General features: G+C 34.1%; 22 protein-coding genes and 3 pseudogenes. 8 read left to right on the top strand and 17 right to left on the bottom strand.

Translation table 11 applies throughout. The annotated features are described in order from the left end of the window. From MKO96_RS14835 to MKO96_RS14820, 4 genes and pseudogenes are all read right to left on the bottom strand, one after another. On the bottom strand, window positions 1-116 hold a 116-nt coding region (locus MKO96_RS14835), incomplete at its 3' end, for a helix-turn-helix domain-containing protein (protein WP_240587922.1). A gap of 3 nt (window positions 117-119) precedes the next feature. Continuing rightward, window positions 120-524 (bottom strand): annotated as a pseudogene (gene tnpA / locus MKO96_RS14830) (IS200/IS605 family transposase). A 444-nt stretch (window positions 525-968) separates the two neighbouring features. Next, window positions 969-1,355 carry a DUF1259 domain-containing protein gene (locus tag MKO96_RS14825; protein ID WP_483298325.1) on the bottom strand — a complete coding sequence of 129 codons (387 nt, stop codon included), beginning with the start codon at window positions 1,353-1,355 and terminating at the stop codon, window positions 969-971. A 297-nt stretch (window positions 1,356-1,652) separates the two neighbouring features. After that, the gene (locus MKO96_RS14820; RefSeq protein WP_170930143.1) at window positions 1,653-1,814 is read right to left on the bottom strand and encodes a hypothetical protein; all 162 of its coding nucleotides are present in this window, start codon (window positions 1,812-1,814) and stop codon (window positions 1,653-1,655) included. A gap of 369 nt (window positions 1,815-2,183) precedes the next feature. Here MKO96_RS14820 and MKO96_RS14815 point away from each other — a divergent pair, with 369 nt between their 5' ends. Then, window positions 2,184-2,561, top strand: a complete 378-nt coding sequence (locus tag MKO96_RS14815; protein WP_240587907.1) for a hypothetical protein — start codon at window positions 2,184-2,186, stop codon at window positions 2,559-2,561. 352 nt (window positions 2,562-2,913) lie between these two features. Here the strand turns inward: MKO96_RS14815 and MKO96_RS14810 are convergent, their stop codons facing one another. Then, window positions 2,914-3,573: a protein kinase family protein gene (locus MKO96_RS14810; protein WP_240587906.1), complete on the bottom strand. Its 660-nt coding sequence runs from the start codon at window positions 3,571-3,573 to the stop codon at window positions 2,914-2,916. A gap of 445 nt (window positions 3,574-4,018) precedes the next feature. Between MKO96_RS14810 and MKO96_RS14805 the strand changes: the two genes are divergently transcribed. Next, window positions 4,019-4,351, top strand: a complete 333-nt coding sequence (locus MKO96_RS14805) for a DUF1904 family protein (RefSeq protein WP_001120954.1) — start codon at window positions 4,019-4,021, stop codon at window positions 4,349-4,351. Between the two features lie 263 nt (window positions 4,352-4,614). Here the strand turns inward: MKO96_RS14805 and MKO96_RS14800 are convergent, their stop codons facing one another. Beyond that, window positions 4,615-4,938 carry a PepSY domain-containing protein gene (locus tag MKO96_RS14800; RefSeq protein ID WP_240587905.1) on the bottom strand — a complete coding sequence of 108 codons (324 nt, stop codon included), beginning with the start codon at window positions 4,936-4,938 and terminating at the stop codon, window positions 4,615-4,617. 20 nt (window positions 4,939-4,958) lie between these two features. Continuing rightward, window positions 4,959-5,429, bottom strand: coding sequence for a SadB/YajI family lipoprotein (locus MKO96_RS14795; protein WP_240587904.1), 471 nt, complete (start codon window positions 5,427-5,429; stop codon window positions 4,959-4,961). 176 nt (window positions 5,430-5,605) lie between these two features. Between MKO96_RS14795 and MKO96_RS14790 the strand changes: the two genes are divergently transcribed. Continuing rightward, window positions 5,606-6,280: a response regulator transcription factor gene (locus tag MKO96_RS14790; RefSeq protein ID WP_097915142.1), complete on the top strand. Its 675-nt coding sequence runs from the start codon at window positions 5,606-5,608 to the stop codon at window positions 6,278-6,280. Further along, window positions 6,277-7,650, top strand: coding sequence for a sensor histidine kinase (locus MKO96_RS14785; RefSeq protein ID WP_240587903.1), 1,374 nt, complete (start codon window positions 6,277-6,279; stop codon window positions 7,648-7,650). The genes MKO96_RS14790 and MKO96_RS14785 overlap by 4 nt, the downstream gene beginning before the upstream one ends. Window positions 7,651-7,828: 178 nt before the next feature. Here MKO96_RS14785 and MKO96_RS14780 read toward each other — a convergent pair whose 3' ends face one another. From MKO96_RS14780 to MKO96_RS14770, 3 genes are all read right to left on the bottom strand, one after another. Next, complete coding sequence (locus tag MKO96_RS14780) at window positions 7,829-8,044, bottom strand: hypothetical protein (RefSeq protein ID WP_001104092.1); 216 nt, start codon at window positions 8,042-8,044, stop codon at window positions 7,829-7,831. A 329-nt stretch (window positions 8,045-8,373) separates the two neighbouring features. Then, window positions 8,374-9,819, bottom strand: coding sequence for a L,D-transpeptidase family protein (locus MKO96_RS14775; RefSeq protein ID WP_240587902.1), 1,446 nt, complete (start codon window positions 9,817-9,819; stop codon window positions 8,374-8,376). A gap of 945 nt (window positions 9,820-10,764) precedes the next feature. Then, window positions 10,765-11,187 carry a YhfM domain-containing protein gene (locus MKO96_RS14770; protein WP_240587901.1) on the bottom strand — a complete coding sequence of 141 codons (423 nt, stop codon included), beginning with the start codon at window positions 11,185-11,187 and terminating at the stop codon, window positions 10,765-10,767. Window positions 11,188-11,289: 102 nt separating this feature from the next. On the opposite strand from MKO96_RS14770, the gene MKO96_RS14765 reads away from it, so the two are divergent. Then, window positions 11,290-11,580, top strand: a complete 291-nt coding sequence (locus tag MKO96_RS14765) for a hypothetical protein (protein WP_240587900.1) — start codon at window positions 11,290-11,292, stop codon at window positions 11,578-11,580. A 169-nt stretch (window positions 11,581-11,749) separates the two neighbouring features. On the opposite strand, the gene cuyA is transcribed toward MKO96_RS14765, so the two are convergent. From cuyA to MKO96_RS14740, 5 genes and pseudogenes are all read right to left on the bottom strand, one after another. Then, the gene (gene cuyA / locus MKO96_RS14760; RefSeq protein ID WP_149174083.1) at window positions 11,750-12,745 is read right to left on the bottom strand and encodes a D-cysteate sulfo-lyase; all 996 of its coding nucleotides are present in this window, start codon (window positions 12,743-12,745) and stop codon (window positions 11,750-11,752) included. Window positions 12,746-13,059: 314 nt separating this feature from the next. Continuing rightward, window positions 13,060-14,292 (bottom strand): DUF4073 domain-containing protein, encoded by a 1,233-nt coding sequence (locus MKO96_RS14755; RefSeq protein ID WP_240587899.1) that lies wholly within the window; start codon window positions 14,290-14,292, stop codon window positions 13,060-13,062. A gap of 196 nt (window positions 14,293-14,488) precedes the next feature. Beyond that, window positions 14,489-16,030, bottom strand: a complete 1,542-nt coding sequence (locus MKO96_RS14750; protein WP_240587898.1) for a serine hydrolase domain-containing protein — start codon at window positions 16,028-16,030, stop codon at window positions 14,489-14,491. A gap of 449 nt (window positions 16,031-16,479) precedes the next feature. Beyond that, window positions 16,480-17,139: pseudogene (locus tag MKO96_RS14745) on the bottom strand (aminopeptidase); the annotation flags it as partial. Window positions 17,140-17,158: 19 nt separating this feature from the next. Further along, on the bottom strand, window positions 17,159-18,073 hold the full coding sequence (locus tag MKO96_RS14740) for a class I SAM-dependent methyltransferase (protein ID WP_240587897.1): 915 nt from the start codon (window positions 18,071-18,073) through the stop codon (window positions 17,159-17,161). A gap of 220 nt (window positions 18,074-18,293) precedes the next feature. On the opposite strand from MKO96_RS14740, the gene MKO96_RS14735 reads away from it, so the two are divergent. Then, a complete protein-coding gene (locus MKO96_RS14735) occupies window positions 18,294-18,875 on the top strand; it encodes an ATP-binding protein (protein ID WP_240587896.1) in 582 nt (193 codons plus the stop codon). 150 nt (window positions 18,876-19,025) lie between these two features. Next, window positions 19,026-20,150 carry an LPXTG cell wall anchor domain-containing protein gene (locus MKO96_RS14730; RefSeq protein WP_240587895.1) on the top strand — a complete coding sequence of 375 codons (1,125 nt, stop codon included), beginning with the start codon at window positions 19,026-19,028 and terminating at the stop codon, window positions 20,148-20,150. A 64-nt stretch (window positions 20,151-20,214) separates the two neighbouring features. On the opposite strand, the gene MKO96_RS14725 is transcribed toward MKO96_RS14730, so the two are convergent. Then, window positions 20,215-20,886: an ABC transporter ATP-binding protein gene (locus tag MKO96_RS14725; RefSeq protein ID WP_000202601.1), complete on the bottom strand. Its 672-nt coding sequence runs from the start codon at window positions 20,884-20,886 to the stop codon at window positions 20,215-20,217. Next, on the bottom strand, window positions 20,886-21,950 hold the full coding sequence (locus MKO96_RS14720; protein ID WP_240587894.1) for an ABC transporter permease: 1,065 nt from the start codon (window positions 21,948-21,950) through the stop codon (window positions 20,886-20,888). The genes MKO96_RS14725 and MKO96_RS14720 overlap by 1 nt, the downstream gene beginning before the upstream one ends. Window positions 21,951-22,057: 107 nt before the next feature. On the opposite strand from MKO96_RS14720, the pseudogene MKO96_RS14715 reads away from it, so the two are divergent. Continuing rightward, window positions 22,058-22,297 (top strand): annotated as a pseudogene (locus MKO96_RS14715) (MFS transporter); the annotation flags it as partial. Window positions 22,298-22,408 lie beyond the last annotated feature (111 nt).

The raw sequence follows: 22,408 nt of genomic DNA, 5'->3' as shown, positions 1-22,408 counted from the left end.
TTGATTCTATCTGCAAGCATCTTGTTGTATACAAATCGAACACATCCAAATGTTTTTGAGAAAAACATTTGTTGTTCTTTATTTGGATAGATACGATATTTGTATGATCTTAACATTTCCTACACCTCACTTTCCCCTTGATTTTCAATATATTTCTTTACTACATCTATCGGTGAACCACCCATAGTAATCAAGCAAAAGCTTCTTGACCAAAACATTTCTTTCCAAAGTTTCTTTCTCACATGGGGAAAGTCTCTCTTGATGAGTCGAGAACTTGAATTTTTATAAGTATTAATGAACTTTGTCAGTTCTGTATTCGGATGTGCCTTGAATAAGATATGCACATGGTCTACATCATGATTATATTATATTAATGTAATATTATAGTTTTCAGATAGTTGAATAAACATATCTTTTGCATAGTCCGATATATCATCATCAAATACATTTCTTCTGTATTTCACGACCAATACAAGGTGATAATACAATAAGAACACTGAATGATTATTGCTATCTAACTTCATTGATATACCAACCTTTACCCTTTATAAGATTGATTATATTGGAGGTGAAAATAAAAGGCAAAGCCTTTTGGCTGCGCCAAACCGAAATTCATCTCCCACCTATCGTTGGGCTACGTCCTTCACACGCCCCAGGAAGGAGAATTCTTTCGGGAAATTCGTTAAAAAATCCTCCTATATATACATCACAAATTAATAACTTTCATAGCATAACAAAAATATATGTATTTTTCGTCAAAATTTGTCGTAAATATTTAATTTCTACTAAAAGACTGACACTACAATAAAAGCGGAAATTATTATATCAATTCGTGCACAGGAATTACGTTCGTTTGCTAATCATGTGAACTTAATTAATGAAATACAAGGAAAAACCTTCATCTTATGTATAAAAGGATCTTTCAATTAAAGATCCTTTTATATCGCTCATTTAACTAAATAGATTGGTTAATTACATAACGCTTTTCTAACTTTCCTTGCGAAGCTTAGCGGATCATCAACGTCTTCGATATTAACGTAAATTAAATTCGGCTCATCACATAACCACTCATTGTGTATAGACGAAACGATTATTCCTTGTTTAATAATTGTAGCAACAAACCCATTAACTTCTCTTTGCAATAGCGCTACCCGACCTAAACATAATGCTCGTCCAGTTCTATTATCTCGTGATTCGAATGAGAAGGAAGTTGTTACTCTAAAACGTTTTCCTAAGATAGTTGCTTGTATTTCATCCCGATTTATTGTAGCCACGCATTTTCCACCGGCGAACCCTTCTTGGCCACCTATAATTCTTGCAAACTGTTGACAAATTAATTCATCATGAAACGCCATACCTTGAATCATTCCCCCTTTTACTGTTAGGTTATGAATGAATACATAGGTCTGAAACGGTAATGAATCTATTCTATTACAAAAAATATTATCGAAATCTAACGAAGTCTATTATATGGTAAGGCATTTTTAGAGAGCACAAAAAAAACACCCTAAGGTGCCATCCTCCGACTTGAGAATCATATCTATGTATGGAGAAATTTAGAAAAGAGAAGGTTCTAACTATAATTTACAAAGCTATTATGCCATGAATTACATACATATTTCCTTATTTACTGGGAGCAGAATCCCGTTATATTACTTTCTGATCAGTCTCGTTAAAGCCATCCCAATAAATCCAGCCCCCATCCCTATTAGCCATCCAGCATGCGTATCGCCTAATATAGATCCCACTCCTCCGCCAAGAAACATGCAGCCAACAAATACTAATCCTCCAATTCCCCAATTCGGCTTTTCCATAATTCAATCACATCCCTTCAATAAAACATATGCGATTAACTAGCCCAACTTTCTTGCATAGGATATGTTAATTATTTTGTTTACGCACTTTCAGGGCATTCAAAAGATGCGATGATTGGCCAATTTGAATGAATTGCAGAAGGAGAATTTCATTTTTTCATATTATAATAACTTAAGAGTTGTGGAAGAAATTCTTCTTTAACTAACGGGTTAATAGAAGTATGGAGATTTCCCACAATTCAGGACTCACCCCATCGCTATCAAGTTAAGAAAAGCACATCCCCCAAAAACGAAAATTATATGCATCATTGACTACTGTTAATAGGACGTTATGTCATACAATGGAGTTAATATTAGAAAACTGTGAGGATGATTACGTTGATAAAATTTGTAATTAGTTATGCTGCAAATCTGTTTGCTTTTATTTTTGGATGGTTCTTGATTTCATATATTTCTCATCCTAGCTTTATTCACCCGAACGTTGTATTAGGATTCATTAAAACGATCGTCACTTATGGTAGTATACCGGCTCTTGTAGCCTGTCTAATTGGGGAAGTGTTATACAGGAAAATCAAACGATGTAGAGAATTGCAATTTGGAATTCCTATATTTATAGGACTAGCAGTTATCTATACACTTATACCATTTCTTTTTCTTTTTCCTTTTAATTTTTCCCATTTCTTTGATTTCGTTGCACCTGTTATTATGGGGTCCTTAGCTTTTTATTTAGTACGTAGAAAAATATAATTAACTTCAAGAGTGTGACAGAAAGAAGCCGGAGTGAGTAAAACCACACTGTATAACCATACAGAGCTCAAAAAACGCATCAATTCTTGCGAAATCAACAAGAAAAAGTATTTGTGGACTCTAGGTTTAAACAAAACGAGAACAATCAAAATGTGTCATTGCTTCTCTTAAAAGAAGAATTGAAAAGAGAGAAAAAAATAAGTAATTGCGTGAAAAAGGAAATGTAAAGCTTACTGATTACTTCATAAAGTTATAAAATTAGGACCGTACATATTAGACATATCTAAAATGTACGGTCCTTTTGTTTACTAGTGGTTCACTTACCTAACCTAAAGATAAGTATGTAGTCCTTTTACAATTTGAATTTCTTTTTAAGCTTCTTATATTTTCTATACGAACGTCTAACAATGTTTAATATAAAATACGGTATTTTAATAGGGAAAGGCAATTTATAAATGAAAGGCAAATAAAATGTAAAATATGCCTTTTCTAGGTCTCTCCACTTACTATCTTCTTTTGTTTTTAAGAAATCAGATACATCGACTACATATCCCCTTCCGTTTTCCATCATCACATTTTTCCCGTGAACGTCACAAGGAGTTAATCCTTGTTCCCTTGCATACTCTAAAGCTTCATTTATATCAAAGATTACCTGCTTAGGAATTTTAATCCCCTTATGAAGGGCATCGTATAAGGTAATTTCTTTTAAACGTTTCAATACTATGAAATTTTCTCCTTTATATATAAGCTTCGAATAAGAAGGATGATTTCCGATTCTTCGGTATACTTCTGACTCTTTTTCAATTCCTTCTCCTTCTCGTGCGTAAACTTTCACTACCCAATCTTTGTATTCTTTGTGCATAAATACTGCGGCATAATTACCTATCCCTAAACACTTCCAAAGTCTAGGAATATCTTTAACTACTACAGGCTCGAATTCATCCTCACTTCTTATGCTTACCTCTTTTAATAAGTCGTCCTTTATCAATCCCACAAAACTGTTTATACTCATCATTTCCACTCCGGTTTTGTTAAAAGGGGTCCCACCCACATTTTAACGAAAATATACACTAAATGAATTTTAGCATAAAACGAGTCATCTTTTTTCTTCAAATAAAAAGATGACTCGTTTTATTTGAACTGTTGAATACTTAATATTTATTCCAATATTCATAACTAAAGGCCTTACAACATGAAAATATTTCCAACTATTTACGTATTTTCATTTTTTCAGAGGCCTCCCCTCCTACCTCCTTACAGGTAGAATGATAAGGCTTTTTTTATTTACCCAATTACCGAGCTTTCAAATGTTTTAAATAGTTATAATACATGTATTGCTTCAATAACATATGATCATTCTTAAGAATGTCATTGAAATGTACCAATGATATTAGTGCAGTAAAATAAATTGTGTTATGATGTGAGCAAATATAAAGCTATTTAACGGAGGGATTCATATGCCGCATGTTGTATTTCGTGGAATTACTACTGAACAATTAAAACACATAAGCAAGCCATTAGTAGAAGAGCTCGCAGAGATTTGTGAGTGTGGTACGGATAATTTTACGTTGGAACTACCAAGTTCTACGTTTGTATTCAATGGAGAAGAAATAGAAGCGTTTCCTCTTATTGAAGTGAAATGGTTCGAGCGTGGACAGGAAATTCGTGATCGATTTGCCAAGGCCATTACTACATATGTAATGGATTTTGGACTTCCAGAAGTAGAGGTTGTATTTACGGTTTTCACAGAATCAGCGTATTATATTAACGGGAAGCATTGTGCAAGTTAGAGCTATTTGAAAGATTTTTTCACGGTTTATAAGGGGTAGAGCCACATTGCCATCAAGCTAAGAATAGCGAATATCCAAACACAAAAAATGAACTCAATTCTCATAGACAACTAACTGTGAAGAAATAAATTTTTTGTTTTTGGGGACATCAAAATATTAGCTTGATTGTGTTGTAGCGATCCCCCTTTTAAAATAGTAGCGTATCAACATGAAAAAACTCCTAACAAATTTTGTTAGGAGTTTTTTCAAATATGCGATATTTTTTAATCTTCATGATTGATTTCTATTGTACCTGTTCTAGCACTAACTTTTAAACTATTTAACAGATTATCAGGTGTCTTGATTTCCACTTCATATTCAAATGTAGATTGTGCTAAGTTGTCATCTTCTAATTCGAATTCTTTTTTCACATTCATAATTTCTCCATTTGTATGCGCTAAAGAAATTTCACGAACTTGTTTCTCTGTGTAGTTTTCATTCTTTTTTGCATAATTGTAACCCATACCATAATATCCACCAACAATAGCAATACCACTTACTAAAATAGCAATTACACTTATTATTATTTTCTTTTTATGTTTTAACATTTTCATCCACTCCTTAATAATTAATCATCTATTCCAAATCTTGCTTCAAGCGCATTTTCTGCTTGTTCTAATTGATCTTCCAGTGTATCGTGTTCTCTTTCTTGCGCTTTATATTGTTCAATAGTTATCGTTCCGGCGTGATAATCTGCTTCAAGCTGATTATCAGATAGATCTATCTTGTCATCTAATTGATCAATTTCTTTTTTTGCTGCAAAGTACGTATTTAAGTTTTCTTCTTTAGCTCCAACTGGTTTCGTGTTATTTGCCTTTTCAACGATAGATGTGACTTCGTTTTTTAAATCTTGTATTTGCTTCGTATCATTCGTAGCAGGCACTGTTTTGTTTAGTTCTTGTTGTAGTTGAGAACTTTCTTTTTGCAATGTATCATTTTCCACTTTCAGTTGTTGTACTTCTGTATTGTTATCAGCTTGAGTAGAACAAGCTGTTAAGAATAAACAAGACATTGCTCCAATCAACATCCACTTTCTCATTCTGTTTTCCTCCCTTTACATGTGCACCTTATCCTTGCCTTTATATTACTGAACAAACATTAAAGGAAGATTAATGTACAAAAAAATAAAATGATATAATTAAATAGTTTCTAATCTTTCTTTAATGTTTTGGAATTATACTGATACATATTAATAAGAAGAAAAGGAGAATGTTAATGCGAGTTCTTATTGTCGAAGATGAACAAGACTTACAAAATATATTGGTAAAACGATTAAATGCAGAACATTATAGTGTCGATGCATGTGGGAATGGAGAAGATGCCTTGGATTATATAAACATGGCTACCTACGATTTGATTGTACTTGACATTATGATTCCCGGAATAGATGGTTTACAAGTATTACAAAGATTACGCGCGGACAATCATACAACTCCTGTCTTGCTTCTTACAGCTAAAGATACAATTGATGATCGCGTAACAGGACTCGACTTAGGTGCGGACGATTATTTAGTAAAACCGTTTGCTTTTGACGAACTGTTAGCAAGAATTCGAGTGTTAATGCGAAGAAATACAGGAAACACATCTAATGTGTTTGAAATCGCTGACCTAGTGGTAGATTGTAATATGCATAAAGTAACAAGAGGCGACCAAATTATCACTCTTTCCAGTAAAGAATTTTCTATTTTAGAATATATGATTCGTAATAAAGAAGTTGTGTTGACACGAGATAAAATTGAGCAACATGTGTGGAATTACGACTATGAAGGTGGCTCGAATATTATTGATGTTTACGTCCGCTATCTTCGCAAAAAAATTGATAGCCAGTTTGAAACGAAGTTAATTCATACAGTACGAGGAACTGGTTACGTATTGCGAGTGGAATCATGAAAAGACTATCCATCAAAATGAGAGTAACCCTGTGGTATACGGGGCTAATTGTAATTATTATGGCACTCGTGTTAGCTTTTATTTTAACTTCTTCAGATAAAGTTTTGCTTTTTAATATGAAAGTTCAATTAAAGAACACAGTAAAAGAAAGCATGGAAGATATCGAATATAAGCATGGACAATTAAAAATGGACGATGATTTTAAAACCTTAGAAGATGGAGTAAATATCATCATTTATAATAAACAAGGTGAGCTGCTGGCAGGAAATAGTCCAACAAGCTTTAATAAAAAGATATCGCTTAAATCCGATGAAATACAAACCATTACAGACGATAATAAAGAATGGATTGTATATGATTTTCTCCATAATGCAGGCGGCGATGAGCAAGTCTGGATTCGTGGAATAATGACGATGAGCCAATTATCCTCAACGATGAATACGTTTATTGTCGTAACACTTATCTCATTCCCATTACTTATTCTCATTGCCGCAGTGGGAGGATATTTTATTACACAAAGAGCGTTTCGACCTGTGCAACAAATGAGTGATTCAGCCAGTAAAATTGGTGATGGTAAAGACCTTTCCAAGAGAATTAATTTACACGGTTCACCAAAAGACGAAATGTATCATTTAGCACAAACCTTTGACAAAATGTTTGAGCGATTGGAAACATCATTTGAAAGTGAAAAACAATTTACATCTGACGCATCTCATGAATTAAGAACACCAACATCTGTTATTATTTCGCAATGCGAATACGCTTTATTGCAGAGAAATAATCCGAAAGAAATGGAAGAATCGTTAGAAGTAATTTTAAAGCAATCACGTAAAATGTCCGCGCTAATCTCACAACTTTTATTATTAGCAAGAGCTGATCAAGGAAAGCATAATACTCTTCAATTTGAATGTATCAATATGAGTGAATTAACGGAAATTGTTGTAGAAGAGCTTTCATTAATGGTTCAAGAAGCTTCGATTGATATAACAACTAATATAGAGGAAGACCTGTTTATGAAAGCAGATCAAACATTGATGATGCGTTTATTAATGAATTTACTAACAAATGCGATTGCTTATAGTAAAGCGAACGGAACTGTACATGTGCAATTGTTCGGAGATGAAACCAACATAATAGGTAAAGTCTCCGATAATGGCATAGGCATCAGCGAGCAACATATTACTAAAATATGGGACCGATTCTATCGAGTTGACGCAGCACGAACATCTTCAAGCACCGGAAACACAGGTTTAGGATTGTCGATGGTAAAATGGATTGTAGAACTACACGGAGGAGAAATTACGGTTGAAAGTAAATTGGGAAAAGGCAGTACTTTCACCTTTAAACTACCAATGGAAAAACAAGCATAATTTATGAATGTGTGTAGCTCCAGAATAAAGATTCTTCAATCCTTATGTAAAAATACCTGACGCATTTTAAACACCATCGGTTTTATCATTCTGGATAACCTGTTCTTTTAAGTTGATACGCATGTAGAAAAAACTATCGAAATAAAACCCCAGAAATCCAAAGGTCTCTGGGGCTTCATTATATATTTAGTTCTTTTTGCTTTTTGTTTTGTTTATGTTTATACAGCAATTTTCGGCTTATGAGAGAAATCAGTAATAAGACCAGTATTAGTACGAAAAGTTGCATAAATGATAAATCAAAATATTTAGCACCTGTAACGATTAACAATGTAGAAATCGTACCTTTTACAATGAAAAAAATAATAATCCATAATCCGCCTTTTTTCCAGTTCATTTTTATATTACCCTTTCCTACGTTTAAATTCTTAAATGGGACACCTTATTAGAAATCTATTATATTAATAAAAAAGTCATGTCTAATTAAATGCAATGATTCCATAATAAGTGAAAATGATATTCAATGTCAATTTTATTGACTGTTTGAATACCTATTTCTTCACTTCAACCTCTTCCTACTTTGTTTCTTATAAGCAATGAACTCTTGTTTTCAAACAAAAAACACCTCCATTGAAATTGCACACTTAGTATGCAATTTCACGAGGTGTATTTTCATGTACCATCAGGTAAAATTTCCTGCCTTATTTCTTGATACGTAGCTATTTTCTAGTACACAATAACTGGATCATACGTGTTCAAACTATCGTATACAGTTTTTGCAACGTTAGGCAGAAGGTTTACACACCCACCTGATCCCCCTGTTAAATAAGCATTATTTCCCCAGTCTTTTCGCCATCCTGCATCATGGAATCCTTGACCACTATTTGTGAATGGAACCCAGTAATCTACTTTAACTGCATAATCAGCTTTACCTACTGCGCTTCCTTTCAGCGTGTATGGTGTTCGTTTATATAGAACGTACCACACACCTGGTGATGTATCTTCACTCGTGCTATGTTTACCCGTTACTACATTTGTTGTGACGACTAATTCCCCATCTTTATAAATCCAAATTTGTTGATCTGCAATTGAAACTTCTGCATATGTGTCTCCGATGCCATTATTCGATGTTGTTTTATAGCCGATTCCTTCCTTCTCCCAACCATTCCCGTGAATATTAGAAGCAGAAAGCGATTTTTCGCCTTTCTCAAAGGCTTCTTGAACTTGTTTTGTTTCTTTTTCCACATCTAGTGCCCAGCCGTATCCTTGCCCTTTTACTGATATGACTGAACCAGAATGTGTTTTAAAAGCGAAGTCTTTATGTAATGTAGATTTTGCCTTATTAATTTCAGTAATCTTATTCTTAATTTCGCTCGCATCGATTGTCACTTTCATATTCTTTGACATAGAGGCATTTTGAATTAGATCTTTCGCTTTTAATGAATACACTTCATCCTGCACTTTATAATCAACGGACTGCCCAAGAAGATTCTGTAATGCTTTCTCTTCTTTTTTGATGATTGGATCGTCTTCTTTAATAGGCTGTATGTATGCAGACTTCAGATGGATTTCGCTTTTATGTTTCTGCTTATCGTAATCTTTTAGTAGATTCGTAACATCATACTGTTTTCCATCAACGCTCTTCGAAATTACAACTTTTCCTTGTTCGAGCTTCGCCATAGCATCTTGAGGCGCTTTTAATTTTTCATTCATAGAAACAAGTTTTTCTTCTACAAGCTTTTTCATCGTTTCACTACGATACTGATCCGCTTTTTCCGGTAGCAATGAATAACCTTTTTCCTTTGCGGAAGGGAAAAATGTCCACTGGCTTTTTAATAGTTTCTTAACTTGTGGCAAATCTTTTTCCGTTAGCTCCGTTTTTGTATCTTGTTCATCTAAAATTTGTTGTTGATCAATATAGACTTTATTTGCTAATCCAGATGTTTTTAATTTCTGTATCGCCTCATCAGCGTTCAAACCACCGACTTTTGTATCGTTAATCGTAACATTCGAATTGAAGTGAGTTGCCTGATAATAACTCATTCCTCCAATAAGAAGTGCAATTACACCGCCACCCGCAGCGATAAGCTTCCAATTTGTAAAGCGTTTTTTTGATCTTACCCGTTTTTTCTCAACTTCTTCCACAGATTCATTTACTGTATTGTTGTTCATCAATCTTTCCCCCGTATACATTAACGTCAATCGATTTTAAACCAAAACCATTGAATAGTGTACCTTATTTTTCCTGAAATTTCATTATTTTTAACAGATTTCATCTCATTTAATCGATTAAAGTTAGATTTTTTAATAGACAGATACATTAAGATGGTAGATAAAGTGAAAAAAGGACCATATCAATCGAGCTACTACGTGTCCCTCGCATTCGCCGAATTTTGAAGGGCGACACTACTTAACTTGGTAAAATAATTTTCGGATGGTGCAAATCAGAGGAAGGCACCATAGAATGTCTATTATTTATGAAAAATATCCACAAAAAAAGGACTACATGTAGACTCTTTTTTGTGAATATTTTAATGTCGCATTTTTTATAAATTCAAATGCAAACTATGCTTCCCGCTTTTCACCAGGTTTCACAACATTTACTATCAGCCTAACGAATTTCACCTTATGACCTTTATCATCAACAATTTCAAGTTTCTTAAAACTATTAAATATGTTTGTACCACGCTTTGTTGATACGTTTAATCTTTACAGATGTTGAAGTTTTAGACTCATCCTTTGTTGTAATCCTATTATTAGAACATCCTGCAATGGTGAGACAGCATGTAGCCAATAAAACTAATAATATTAATTTCTTCAAATAGCCACTCCTATATAAGGAAAATATTATATTGAGAAAATTAAACATAACATCGAATCTTTATAAAAACAATATATTTCCTAGTTTTATTATCCATTCGCAGATTCATGCACACCTTAAAGTGTATGAATCCGCTTATAAGCGTAGAACCTCATGCTCATCAAGTCTATGTCCAATTTCCATTTTATCCGATTCTCAATGTTTATTCCAATATAAAAAGATAGCTATTTTTGTTGAAAACTAAGTATCTCTCAAAATGAAAAATACAAACTGAATTCCTATAACCCCATATACGTTTATTCAGCTAACTTCTCCCCTGTAACAATCCGAAACAAAGTGGCTGCATGTTTCCCTTCTAATTGAGCGTACCGATTATCCCCCGCCTTGATTTCCATTTTCCCCTTATTAGTGCTTACCCAAATTTGATACAAAACAGCTTTCGCCTCTATTTTCGGATTTTTAAATTGAAAAATAAAGTGATAATCAGCTGGCCGAGACATTTCCACTTTTTTATTTTCAAAATTAGTATCATTTAATATTTTCTTTACTTGCAACACTTCGTTATTATCTTTCACTACCTTAAGATCTTCATATTCATTATCACCAATATGTTTTTGCACTTCGATTCTTTGATCTTCATTTCCTGATATATTTGAACAGCCAGTTACTATGAATATACAGATAGCAATAAAAACTAGAGACCAATTTCTAACTCTCATATGAATACCCTCTTTTCAATACAAAATATCTCACATTGTAAAATAAAGGTAATTATTCTAAACTTAGAAATATAAACAATAAAGAGGAAGGAGTGTCGTTCTATGCAGTTACAAACATACACTTGGAAAAGTTATACGTTTCTCATTGTAAGTATATTCGTTACTATTAACCTCTTTCTCTTCTCACCTATTTTAGACAGAGTTGGAGTAGAATATGTCGCGCCTTTCGCCTACTTCATATTAGCTTCCGCTATTATAGCAATCCCATTAGCAGTCGTCTCTTTTTGTAGCCGAGCTGAGAAGAAAATTTTAGCCATTATCGGTTTATGTTTTACCCTATTTAACACAGCAATTATTTTATTTTTCCTTTGGTTTGCTTACCATTTCGCTTAAGTGAGATATAAATAAATTCCATAAGCCACAAATAAAATTAACAGAATAGAAATGCTAAGTACCGTATATATGGTCCATTTTACATTTGTACTCATATAAACTCCCTTCTCATTCCAGAATAATTCCATTATATAACAAAAAAGCATTGGATACCCAATGCTTTTCATACTTACGCAAATAAAGACGTATTCGCATATAAAGCTGGTGAACCACCTGAATGTACGAATAAAATGTTATCTTCTTTATTAAATGTACCTTTTTTAATTAAGTCAATTAATCCCGCTACCGCTTTACCTGTATACACTGGATCGAGTAAAATACCTTCTGTTTTCGCAAGTAATTGAACTGCTTCCACCATTTCTGGCGTTGGTAACGCGTAACCTGGTCCTACATATTCATCAAAGCATGTAACAGCTTCGCGTGAAATAAAGTTCGGTATACCAACGTGAGCTGAAGTTTCCTCTACAAGTTTTGCTACTTTCTCTTCTTGTTCTGCTTTTCCTCTACTTACGTTGATTCCGATTACAGGAATGTGACTTTGTGTTCCAGCAAAACCAGTAATTAAACCAGCGTGCATACCAGCACTACCACTTACGCAAACAACTGTACTGAAATCAATTCCTTGGTCAAATGATTGTGCCATAATTTCTTGCGCACAAGCAACGTATCCCATTGCACCAGTAGGATTTGATCCACCAACTGGTATTACATATGGTGTATTACCTTTTTCACTAACTTCTTTCGCGACTTTATGCATCTCTTCCATAAGATCTGCTCCGTTTGGTACAACAATTACATTTTCAGCACCTAGTAAATGATATAAGAAATAGTTTCCGTTAAAATCTGGCTTCTCTTCTGGCTCAAGCCCTTCTTCTAATACAAGAATACATTTCATTTTTTCTTTCACCGCAGCTGCAAGTGTTAGGCGGCAATGGTTTGACTGAATACCACCTGCTGTAATTAACGTATCTGCACCTTTTGCCTGTGCATCCGCAACTAGAAACTCTAACTTTCTCGTCTTATTACCACCAGCTGTTAAACCAAGTAAATCATCTCGTTTAAAATAAATAGTCGGCCCACCAAGTGCTTCAGAAAAATTGTTTAATTTTTCAATTGGTGTATATGATTCTGTATATTTTTTTCTCGGAAATTTAGCTAAATTCATTAATAACGCTCCTTTTGTACTTCTTTCACAATGTATGTAACGATACTATTATTACATGTAAAAATGATGAAGTCATCTTTCTGGGGTAAAAATGTATTGGAATTCGGTTTTGGTGAATGAAATTGTATTAACACTTCGGATTTTAATACGGTACATGAAATTTATATCGACGATTTTTCAAATATATCGTTCATAACTTGAAATATATCAACGATTTTTTCAATATATCGTCGATTCGACATGAGATATCGACTTGCCAACAAAAAGTGACAAAACAAAAAGAGCCCACTCATTCAAAAGTCGGCCCTTACCAATCACTTATTTACCGAAAATCGAAGAAGCTGCGTTAATCCTGGTTCTAAATTCATTTCGCCTTTATGGCGTACGTATACAATTTTGTCCCCATCAATTTTTGGTGGATTTCCTGGATTATACGTATTCCACTCGTTCGTTCCTTCTATAGAGTACTCCATATATTCCGTTGCACCGACGATTACGTTTTTACTATCATCAGCGGTTACATTCGGTGCCATTTGTGCAACTTTCGAATCACTAATTAATAATTTCTTTATATCCTTATCACGTTTGTAATCGTAAGCTGTTACCATTACATCGTTACCATATGCTTTCACTTGTAATCCTTGTTTAAATGAATATCCATCTGGAGCAGTTTTCTCTCCGCCATTTGGTCCAGCTGACATCCAGCCTGTTTCAATACCACCCGTATTTACAACCGTAAATCCTTTATTATCTCCGCCTGTAATTTTCTTTTTACCAGCCCAGTCTGGTAAGTTTAAATCCCAATGCGTGTGACTCGTGAAGAAAACAACTTGCGGATAGTCTTTTAATATATCGTACAACTTATCAACGTTTAAATAATCTTGTAAATACGGATTTTGTCTTGATCCAGATACTGTATCAGGTAAAACGTGATGAGAGAAAATGAAGATCGGCTTATTCTTATCTTTTTGGCTATATTCTTCTAAATTTTGTTTTAACCAACCTAGTTGCTCATCACTCATAAATACTTCATCCCACATTTTTGAATCGTGGTATTTCATATATTTTTCAGTTCCTAAAAATAAAAGCGGATAACCGTCTAATTCTTTTTTATGATATACCTTTTCTTGTCCGCTAAATTTCAGATAGCGGTTAAATAAAGTTTCCTCAGTTACACCATTTGGCCATGTATTTTGAGAAAGTTTTCCATCAGCCGTCCATTTACCAGCATAAAACTCATGATTCCCAACTGTTGACCATACATTTTCCGGGACCTTATTTTTGTTTAATACACGCTTCACATCATCATATTGTGACCGTTGTCCAGTTGACGTTATATCCCCATTCATAATAAGCGCTCTAGAAAGTGGCGTCACTTTGTTCATATCTTTTAATACGTGATCAAAATCTCCTAAATCACCTTGAATGTCACTAATAACGTTAAAAGTTGTAGCTGACTTTCGAACTTGCTCTTTCCCTTCCGCATGCACTGAAAATGTCGGCAATAATGCCGCTATAACTGCTAACGAAGCAACTGTCTTTTTCATACAAATTCTCCCCCTAATAAATAATTGTACAAACTGACATATTCTGCTTTCTCTTAGGTGCTTGTCCAATTCACATTATAGGGAGGGATTGTAAAGATAGATGGAGTTAAAAGTTAAGTGTTTTTTAAGAGATTTTGTCGTTTTTTGCAAACCACAATTAGCGATTCACGCCAATCTAGCTTTCTAACCTTTAACATTACATACATGTAAATTTTGATGTTAAATCTTTTAGTTTTATACGTTGTTTTTTATTACTTCTAATTTTCGGGAAAAATCCACTAATTAATAATGTTATAATCCATACTATTATTAGAATAAAATTTATTGTATTACCGGAATTCAAGCTGAAAACTCTCCACAAATAGGCAGCACAAAAAACGAGAATAGCAGTAATAATAAGTAAAAATGTCCTAACTACTAATCCGATGTAGGATTTCTTCGCTTGCTTAAAAATGAAAGTTATTCTACCTTTGTACAATCTAATCACAAATAGCAGTAAATATACACTAAGTGTGGCTCCAATAACAATTGATGTAATGGAGTTACTTTTCCTCTGATCAGCTAGAGCGAAGTAACTTTCAGGTAATTTTCCCGTTTCATATTCAATCCATGCGTGGTAAATATCCTGCCGTAAGTCTATACCACCTTCACCATTTGTAAGGATTACCAATCCATCCTTTGTATTAGGAATGAAACCATAAAAAGAATGCCAGCCTCGATTGTCACCAGAATGATACATTAATTTCCATTGATTAGATAATTTTTTTTCAAATATACCTAAACCATTCTCCCCTAATACTAGCTTTTGCATTTCCTCAACACGTTCACTTTTGATGACACCATTCCCTTTATTATTTGTATCCATACTTGCAAGTATCAATGTCATCATATCGGTAACATTTGTCTTAAGACCCGCAGCAGCCTGTTCGGTAAATTGGTAACTAGGGAGCTCCTCTCCAAAATATCCATAAGCTTTCGACAGGTTATGGTTTTCAGGACGTTGTAAGAATGAACTAGATTTCATTCCTAAAGGTTTCATAATTTGTTCTTCCATATAACGATCAAACGGTATTCCGGTAACCTCTTCAATTACAAGTTGTAAAATTGTATATCCACCACCAGAGTAAATTGTTTCTGAACCTGGTTTATTGGTAACCCCCACTGGTCCATTAAGCCATCCTTTTCCAGACAGAGACTCCTCGATAGAATTAAGATTTTTCCCTGGTGCAACTCCAAGGTATCCTTTATGTGCAGACAGTCCTGCTGTATGACTTAACAATCTTCTTATTGTGACTTCATTATTATTAAACTCTGAATTAGGTAATTTCCATTTGGTCAGATATTTTCCAACGGGATCATCTAGTAATAAACGTCCTTCATCTACAAGATGCAAGATTCCCCATGCTGTAAGATTTTTAGAAATGGAACCAGCTTGAAACAAAGTATCATCACTCACCGCTTTTTTTTCCTTTTTATCTACATAACCGTAGTTAAGTGTATAAGCAATACGCCCCTCATGTACAATCCCTATTGCAACCCCTGGTACCTCATAATTCCCCTGCCATTTTGGTACCTGTTCATCCAGCTTTTTTTTGAAATCCTCTATACTCCTATCAGTCAACGTGCCCGATTCTGCCCTCACCACATTTGTAAACCATGCTTCATTCGTAATAAATATGCAAATAATTAAACATAAAATACTTTTGCGTATTATCGATGCTTTTTGTCTATTCTTCATTTGCCTCACCCCTTTTTTAGAATATTCTACCTATCAATCAGAGTATTCCATTCTAATATCCCGTTCTATCGATTTTCATTACTTAACCTTACAAAAATGTAATAAAAATCAAAGAGCTACATACTTAGGGGGTTATCGTTCTTTATCCGAGGAAAATGAAATTCATCAACAAGATAGACATGCGGTTATATTTATGGTTTAAGTTAATGTCCCTAAAATACTAGTTTGGTTAATCAAATAGATATATTCCAAACTACAAAAATTTAAAATAGAAAAGGTGGCTTTTAATTTTAATTAAAATTCGACCAAATTATGGCTGCAAATATTTATTTCATAAAAAGAAGAACCCCACACATTTTAATTAAAATGTGTGGGGTTCTGTTGGCTTCCTTAAGTTTTTATGAAAAAGATTGATTATTTTATGTAGCCTACTTAAATAAACGTAGTTTTTATCTTTTCAAATTTTCTTCATTTAATCCGAACAACTCTTGTAAAATAAACCGTCCATCTTTTCTTATCAGTACATCATCAAACCAAATTTCACCGCCGCCATACTCTGGTCTTTGAATGTTTACTAAATCCCAATGTATCGCTGATGTATTTCCATTGTCTGCACCTTGCAACGAATCTCCAATCGCTAGATGAAAACTACCATTTATTTTTTCATCAAATAACGTATTATTCATCGGGTGCAATATATAGGGATTAAACGCTAGTGCAAATTCTCCTATATATCTTGCTCCCTCATCCGTATCAAGAATTCGATTCATTCGCTCTGTATCATTTGCATATGCCTCTATTATTTTCCCCTGTTTAACATGTAACTTTATATTTTGAAACGCATAACCTTGTTGAACGGAAACTGTGTTAAATGTTATTACTCCATTTACTGAATCTTTGACAGGTGCTGTATATAATATTTCGCCATCCGGAATATTATCCGTACCATCCCCCTTTAAAACGCCTATTCCTTCAATGGAAAACTTCAAATCCGTTCCTTCTCCAATAATCCTCACTCGTTTTGTCTTTTCCATTAATTCTTTTAATGGCTCCATTGCTTTTGACATGTTGTTGTAATCTAACGTACATACATCATAGTAGAATTTTTCAATTCACAATATTAATTATCTACTTCTTCACCGCATGCACATAATGCACCGTCTCAAAAGCTTCTAAATAATCGTTTCGTCCTTCAAAATATAATGTATGAATATCCTCTGGTGATAAGTGCTCATAAATGAGTAAGCCTGCCTTCTCTAACAGTGCTTCCATTTCGATATAAGAAAAACACGATTTCATCGGTTCCCCGCCTACTGCAGCCATTTTTACCATATTTTCAACTCGATTGGACAGTCCTTTTTCTGTAAATAAGTTTTCATCGGGATAATCGAAAACGATAGAACTCCCTGCTGGAACCAATTCGAATAATCGTACTATTAAACTAGAAAGCTCCTCTTTCGTTAAATAGTACGTAACACCTAATAGGCTAAAGAAAGTCTTTTTATTTTCAAATCCTTCATTCCGTAACTGTTCATAGGAAAATCCTTTCGTGAAATCCATCGAAACAAAATGAAGATTGTTTGGAATTTCATACTCTGCTTCTTTCACTCTTTGTATTTTAAATGCTTGCGTAGAAGGATGATCCACTTCAAATATTTCTATTTCATTCTCTAATTCTCGATGTCTGAAACTAAACGTGTCTAAGCCTGCACCGAGTATGGCGTATTGTTTTGCTCCCAGTGTAATTTCATGTAGTAATACTCTTTCACAATATGCCGCACGTGCTAAAGGTGTTGGTGATAATTGAACTTGTGTAATCCACTTTAATATTTCTTTCGGATTGTCTTGAAACTGCTGTGCAATGTCTGTATTGAAAAACTGTATTCCTTGAACCATATTCGTTTCAATATCATTACGTTCTTTTTGTGGAATAAAATCTTTAGCTACATAATCATCAAAGATTTTAGGACGATCAAATTCACTATGATACGCTCTTCCGAAAGCTGATACTAGCGACGTTACACTTGCTTCACCTTTTTTCATGCACATACACTCCTTCATTTTCACAACAAAAATAGGGTTCCCCTGGCCAGGAGAACCCTATTATACACTTTATTTTTATATTGGTAAATTATAGCATAAATAAGTTTTTTTGTCAAGTTTTTAGCCTACTATCACTCCAATCCTTTGTATATTCTCTAACAGGAAAATTGTCGATTCACACCGAATACCCCAAATGATAACAATACATATGGAGGCCAATATGAAAAGATTAGTGATCATTACCGTAGGAAAAACACACAGCGGAAAAACTACATTTGCTAAAGAACTAGAAAAAAAGTTACCCCACTCTTTCGTTATGGATCAAGATAACCAAGCTGAATTCATTAACACGCATTATGAAAAATTACAGCCGGACGAAGGCCCAAATACATTTAAGCACGGTCTTTCGAAATTCATTGTTGATTATGCAAAAGAATATACAAATCTACACCTTATTATTTGCAACTCCAATCGCAGTAAAAACGGAAGATTATATTTACTAAACGAATTATTTCCACAAAATAAATATGTACGCATACTCGTTCATTTTGACATTCCTGATGAAGTACTTTACGAAAGAATAGCTCGAAGCACGCGAAGTACCAATATTTTTAGATGTGATTATTCTAGTTTCAAAGAAGTACTCGATCGACAACAGTCTGAATCACTTCACGAAGATGTAGTAAATCCTATAGAAAACGAGGCTGATTATTTGTTTGTTATTCGTAATAGTAAGGATGTAAACTCTACTATAAAAGGAATTGTTTATCTAGCTAAAGATCTCTCCCCTACCCAAAAATAATAGACTATAAGAATTACATGATCATAGATTATTATGCAAATACTTCCTCTAGACATCGTACATGGTATATAATGATAAGATAATCTACTTCTATATGCTCAATTTTACACAAAACAGCTCATGCATATGAAAGAAAAGAGGTACAAAAATATGAAAACAAAACAAACAATCGCTGCGTCTACACTAGCTTTAGCAATGATTGCTGGCGCAAACTCTGCTCATGCAGAAGTAACTGATGCTACTCCTCAGCAAAGTACGGGAGATCGATTAGCTGAAATTAAGCAACATAGACAAGAGTTAGATGCGAAATTGCAGCAGCACAAAGAAAACGTGGATCAAACATTGAATGAACTTAACCAAGTTAAGGAAAATGTTGATACGAAGGTTAATGAACTACATGAGCGTAAACAAGTTGCTGATGAAAAAATTAACGAAATGAAACAACGTAAACAAGAGTTAGATGCAAAACTTCAGCAAGACAAGCAAATCGCCGAAGATAAAATCGCTGAAATTAAAGAGCATAAAAAACAAGTAGAAGATAAAGTTGCTGAAGTAAAGGAACATAAGCAAAATATCGATAACAAAGTGAATGAGATTAAAGAACATAAACAAACTGTCGATGAAAAAGTGAATGAAATGAAGCAACATAAAGAGAACATTGATCAAAAGGTTAATGAACTTAAGGAAGTAAAAAAACAAGTAGATGAGAAATTAGCTGAGTTAAAGAAAGCGAAACAAACTGCTGAGGACAAACTTGCTGAGCTAAAAGAAAATAAGCCGAATACTGGGAACACGTTAGAGGAACTTAAGAAAATTAAAGGCAATTTAGATAGTCTTTCCGCTAACTTAGAACTAGCTAAACAAGATGTAAAAAACAAACTAGCTGAATTACAAGAAGCTAGACAAGATTTACTAAATAAAATAAACGAAATGAAACAAGCGAAACAAACTGTTTCAGATGATTTATCGAAGAAAAAACAAGACTTAGATATTAAAATCAACGACTTTAAACATACTGAGAAAAAAATTGACGACAAATTAGCTGAGGTACATACAACGAAGCAAAATGTCGATAACAAAATTAATGAAGTATCGCAATCGAGACAAACGCAAACAGACAATAACAACACTACTGTTCCAGCGAAAAACAATGCTAGAGAGCTCCCTAACGCTGGTAGTGAGCAATCAAATAATATGGCTTTAGGTATGTTATCTGTCTTGGGCGGCGTTTTATTAGTAACACGAAATAAAATTAAAACGTTATTCTCAAAATAAAGCCCTTATAACTATATTTTATACAAAGGACAACCGCACATTTATGTGCGATTGTCCTTTTTCTTTATATTAACTTCCCATCTCGAAGCGTCAATATACGATCACATACATCAAGCATTCTTTCATCATGTGTAATCATAATTGCTGCTTTTTGACTCTCTTTCACTTCGCGTTTCATCATTTCAACAACTTCACGTGCGCGTTTTGAATCTAAGCTTGCCGTTGGCTCATCTGCTAGTATTAAATCTGGATTGTTCATGAACGCACGAGCGATTGCGACCCTTTGCTTTTCTCCACCAGACAATTGATTTGGATAATGATTTTTTCTTTCTCCTAATCCAAATGCTGCTAATAAATGATCCGCACGCTTTTCTGAGTCTTGTTTGTTTTCTTTTTTAAGCTTTGCAATGTAAAGCAATTGTTCTTTCACATTTAAATATGGAACAAGATTTGCGAACTGGAAAATGAAGCCGATTTTTTTTAAGCGAATGTCTGTCATTTCCTTTTCCGATAACTTCGTAATATTTTGCTCACGAATGTAAATATCCCCTTTTGACGGTGATAATAAAGCACCCGCGATTGATAATAACGTACTTTTCCCTGATCCAGAAGGACCGACGATTCCAATAAACTCTCCAGCTTTTACATCAAGCGACATCGGATGAAGGGCTGTTACTTCCGTATTCCCTTCTCCGTACACTTTACTTACTTTGTCTAATTTCAATAATGAAGTCATTACATCCCGCCTCCAATTGCTTCTAATGCATCAACTTTTAATACTTGGTATAATGAAATAAGTGTTCCTAAAATACTAATTACGATAAAGATTGCTGCATATTGTGCAATCATCGGTGTTGTTAATAAGAACGGCATACCCGCTGGTAAAATTTGTTCTAATCCTTGTACAAGAACAATACTGATTACCATCGCAACGACTGATAAGAATAACGCCTGCACGACTAAGCTATTTGCTAAATAAGAATTCTTCGTACCGATTGCTTTTAATACGCCTAATTGCTGTGTTTTTTGCAATGTAATGACGTAGAAGAATACACCGATTAGTAACGCAGCGATAACAAGTAAGAATGCAATGATCATCGTTAATGTTCCTTGCTCTTCTTTAAATCCTGGAATACTTTGCAGTACTTCTTTTTTGTCGATAACATGTGCATTTTTAATTTCTTTATCTGTATTCAGCGCAATTGCACTATAATCTTTTTGGTTTGGTTGTGAAATAGAGCCCCATACGTCTTCATTTACATAAACGACTGGTGTATGGCTAAACATTTGGTCTTTCGTAAATCCAACGATTGTAAATTCTTTCTTTGAAACAGGATCAATAATTGTATCTCCAATATCGATTCCTTTTTCTTTAATAGATTCATCAGCAACCATTTCATTATTTGCTGTACCTAATTTCTCACCTTTTACAATGTTCGGTTCTAAAAATGAATCGCGTTCACTTGAAAAAATAGCGACATCCACTTTTTTCGAACTACCTTTCTTTTCATACGTTGAAACTTTCACACGAAACGGAACAGCCTCTTTCTCGCCTACTTGATTTACTACGTTATCTACATCGTCTTTCTTAATTTGTGAACGAAGTAATTTATTTTCCGCATCATCTGCTAAAACGAACTTGTTTGCCTCCATATTTTGAATCGATGAAGCATTATCATATGATAGTCCATTTGCTAATCCTGAAATTACAAGGACTAAAAATGATAATAACACCATAATAAGTCCGATTAATCCATATCTTAATTTTGATTGTTTCAATTCACGCAGAGCTAAAAACATTTCGCTCGCTCCTTCCTCTTTCTTTCTATGCACTTATCATAAAAAAGAAATATGAACGGAATATGAACAGAAGATTACAGAGGGTAAGATTAAATATTCAGGAATTATCAAAAACAAGAAGTATGGGGAAAATTGCTATGCCGTTCGGTTCTTTAATTGGTGGATACACCGCAAATGTATTTAGTAGCCAACTCATTTTCGCACTCGCTATCATCGGGATTTTATTTACTTCTCTCGTATGGCTACTTCATCCGAAATTACGTTCATTGCCGAAAGCTGATGAAATTACAGCGGATACTTTGGGGGTGCGGTTTAAAGAAGAGTGCGGGAAAGGTGCGGTTTTATAGCGGAACCAACATAACCCCGTTCTAAATTTGGGACGGGGTTAAAATGTAGTTATTTAATTTTGAATATACAATACTTCACTAAAAATATAACAATAGTACCAACTAAAACGG

It is taken from the genome of Bacillus sp. ES1-5 (genome assembly GCF_022487605.1).
Taxonomy (GTDB): Bacteria; Bacillota; Bacilli; order Bacillales; family Bacillaceae_G; genus Bacillus_A; species Bacillus_A wiedmannii.
This window is presented reverse-complemented; position numbering and strand designations above follow the sequence as displayed.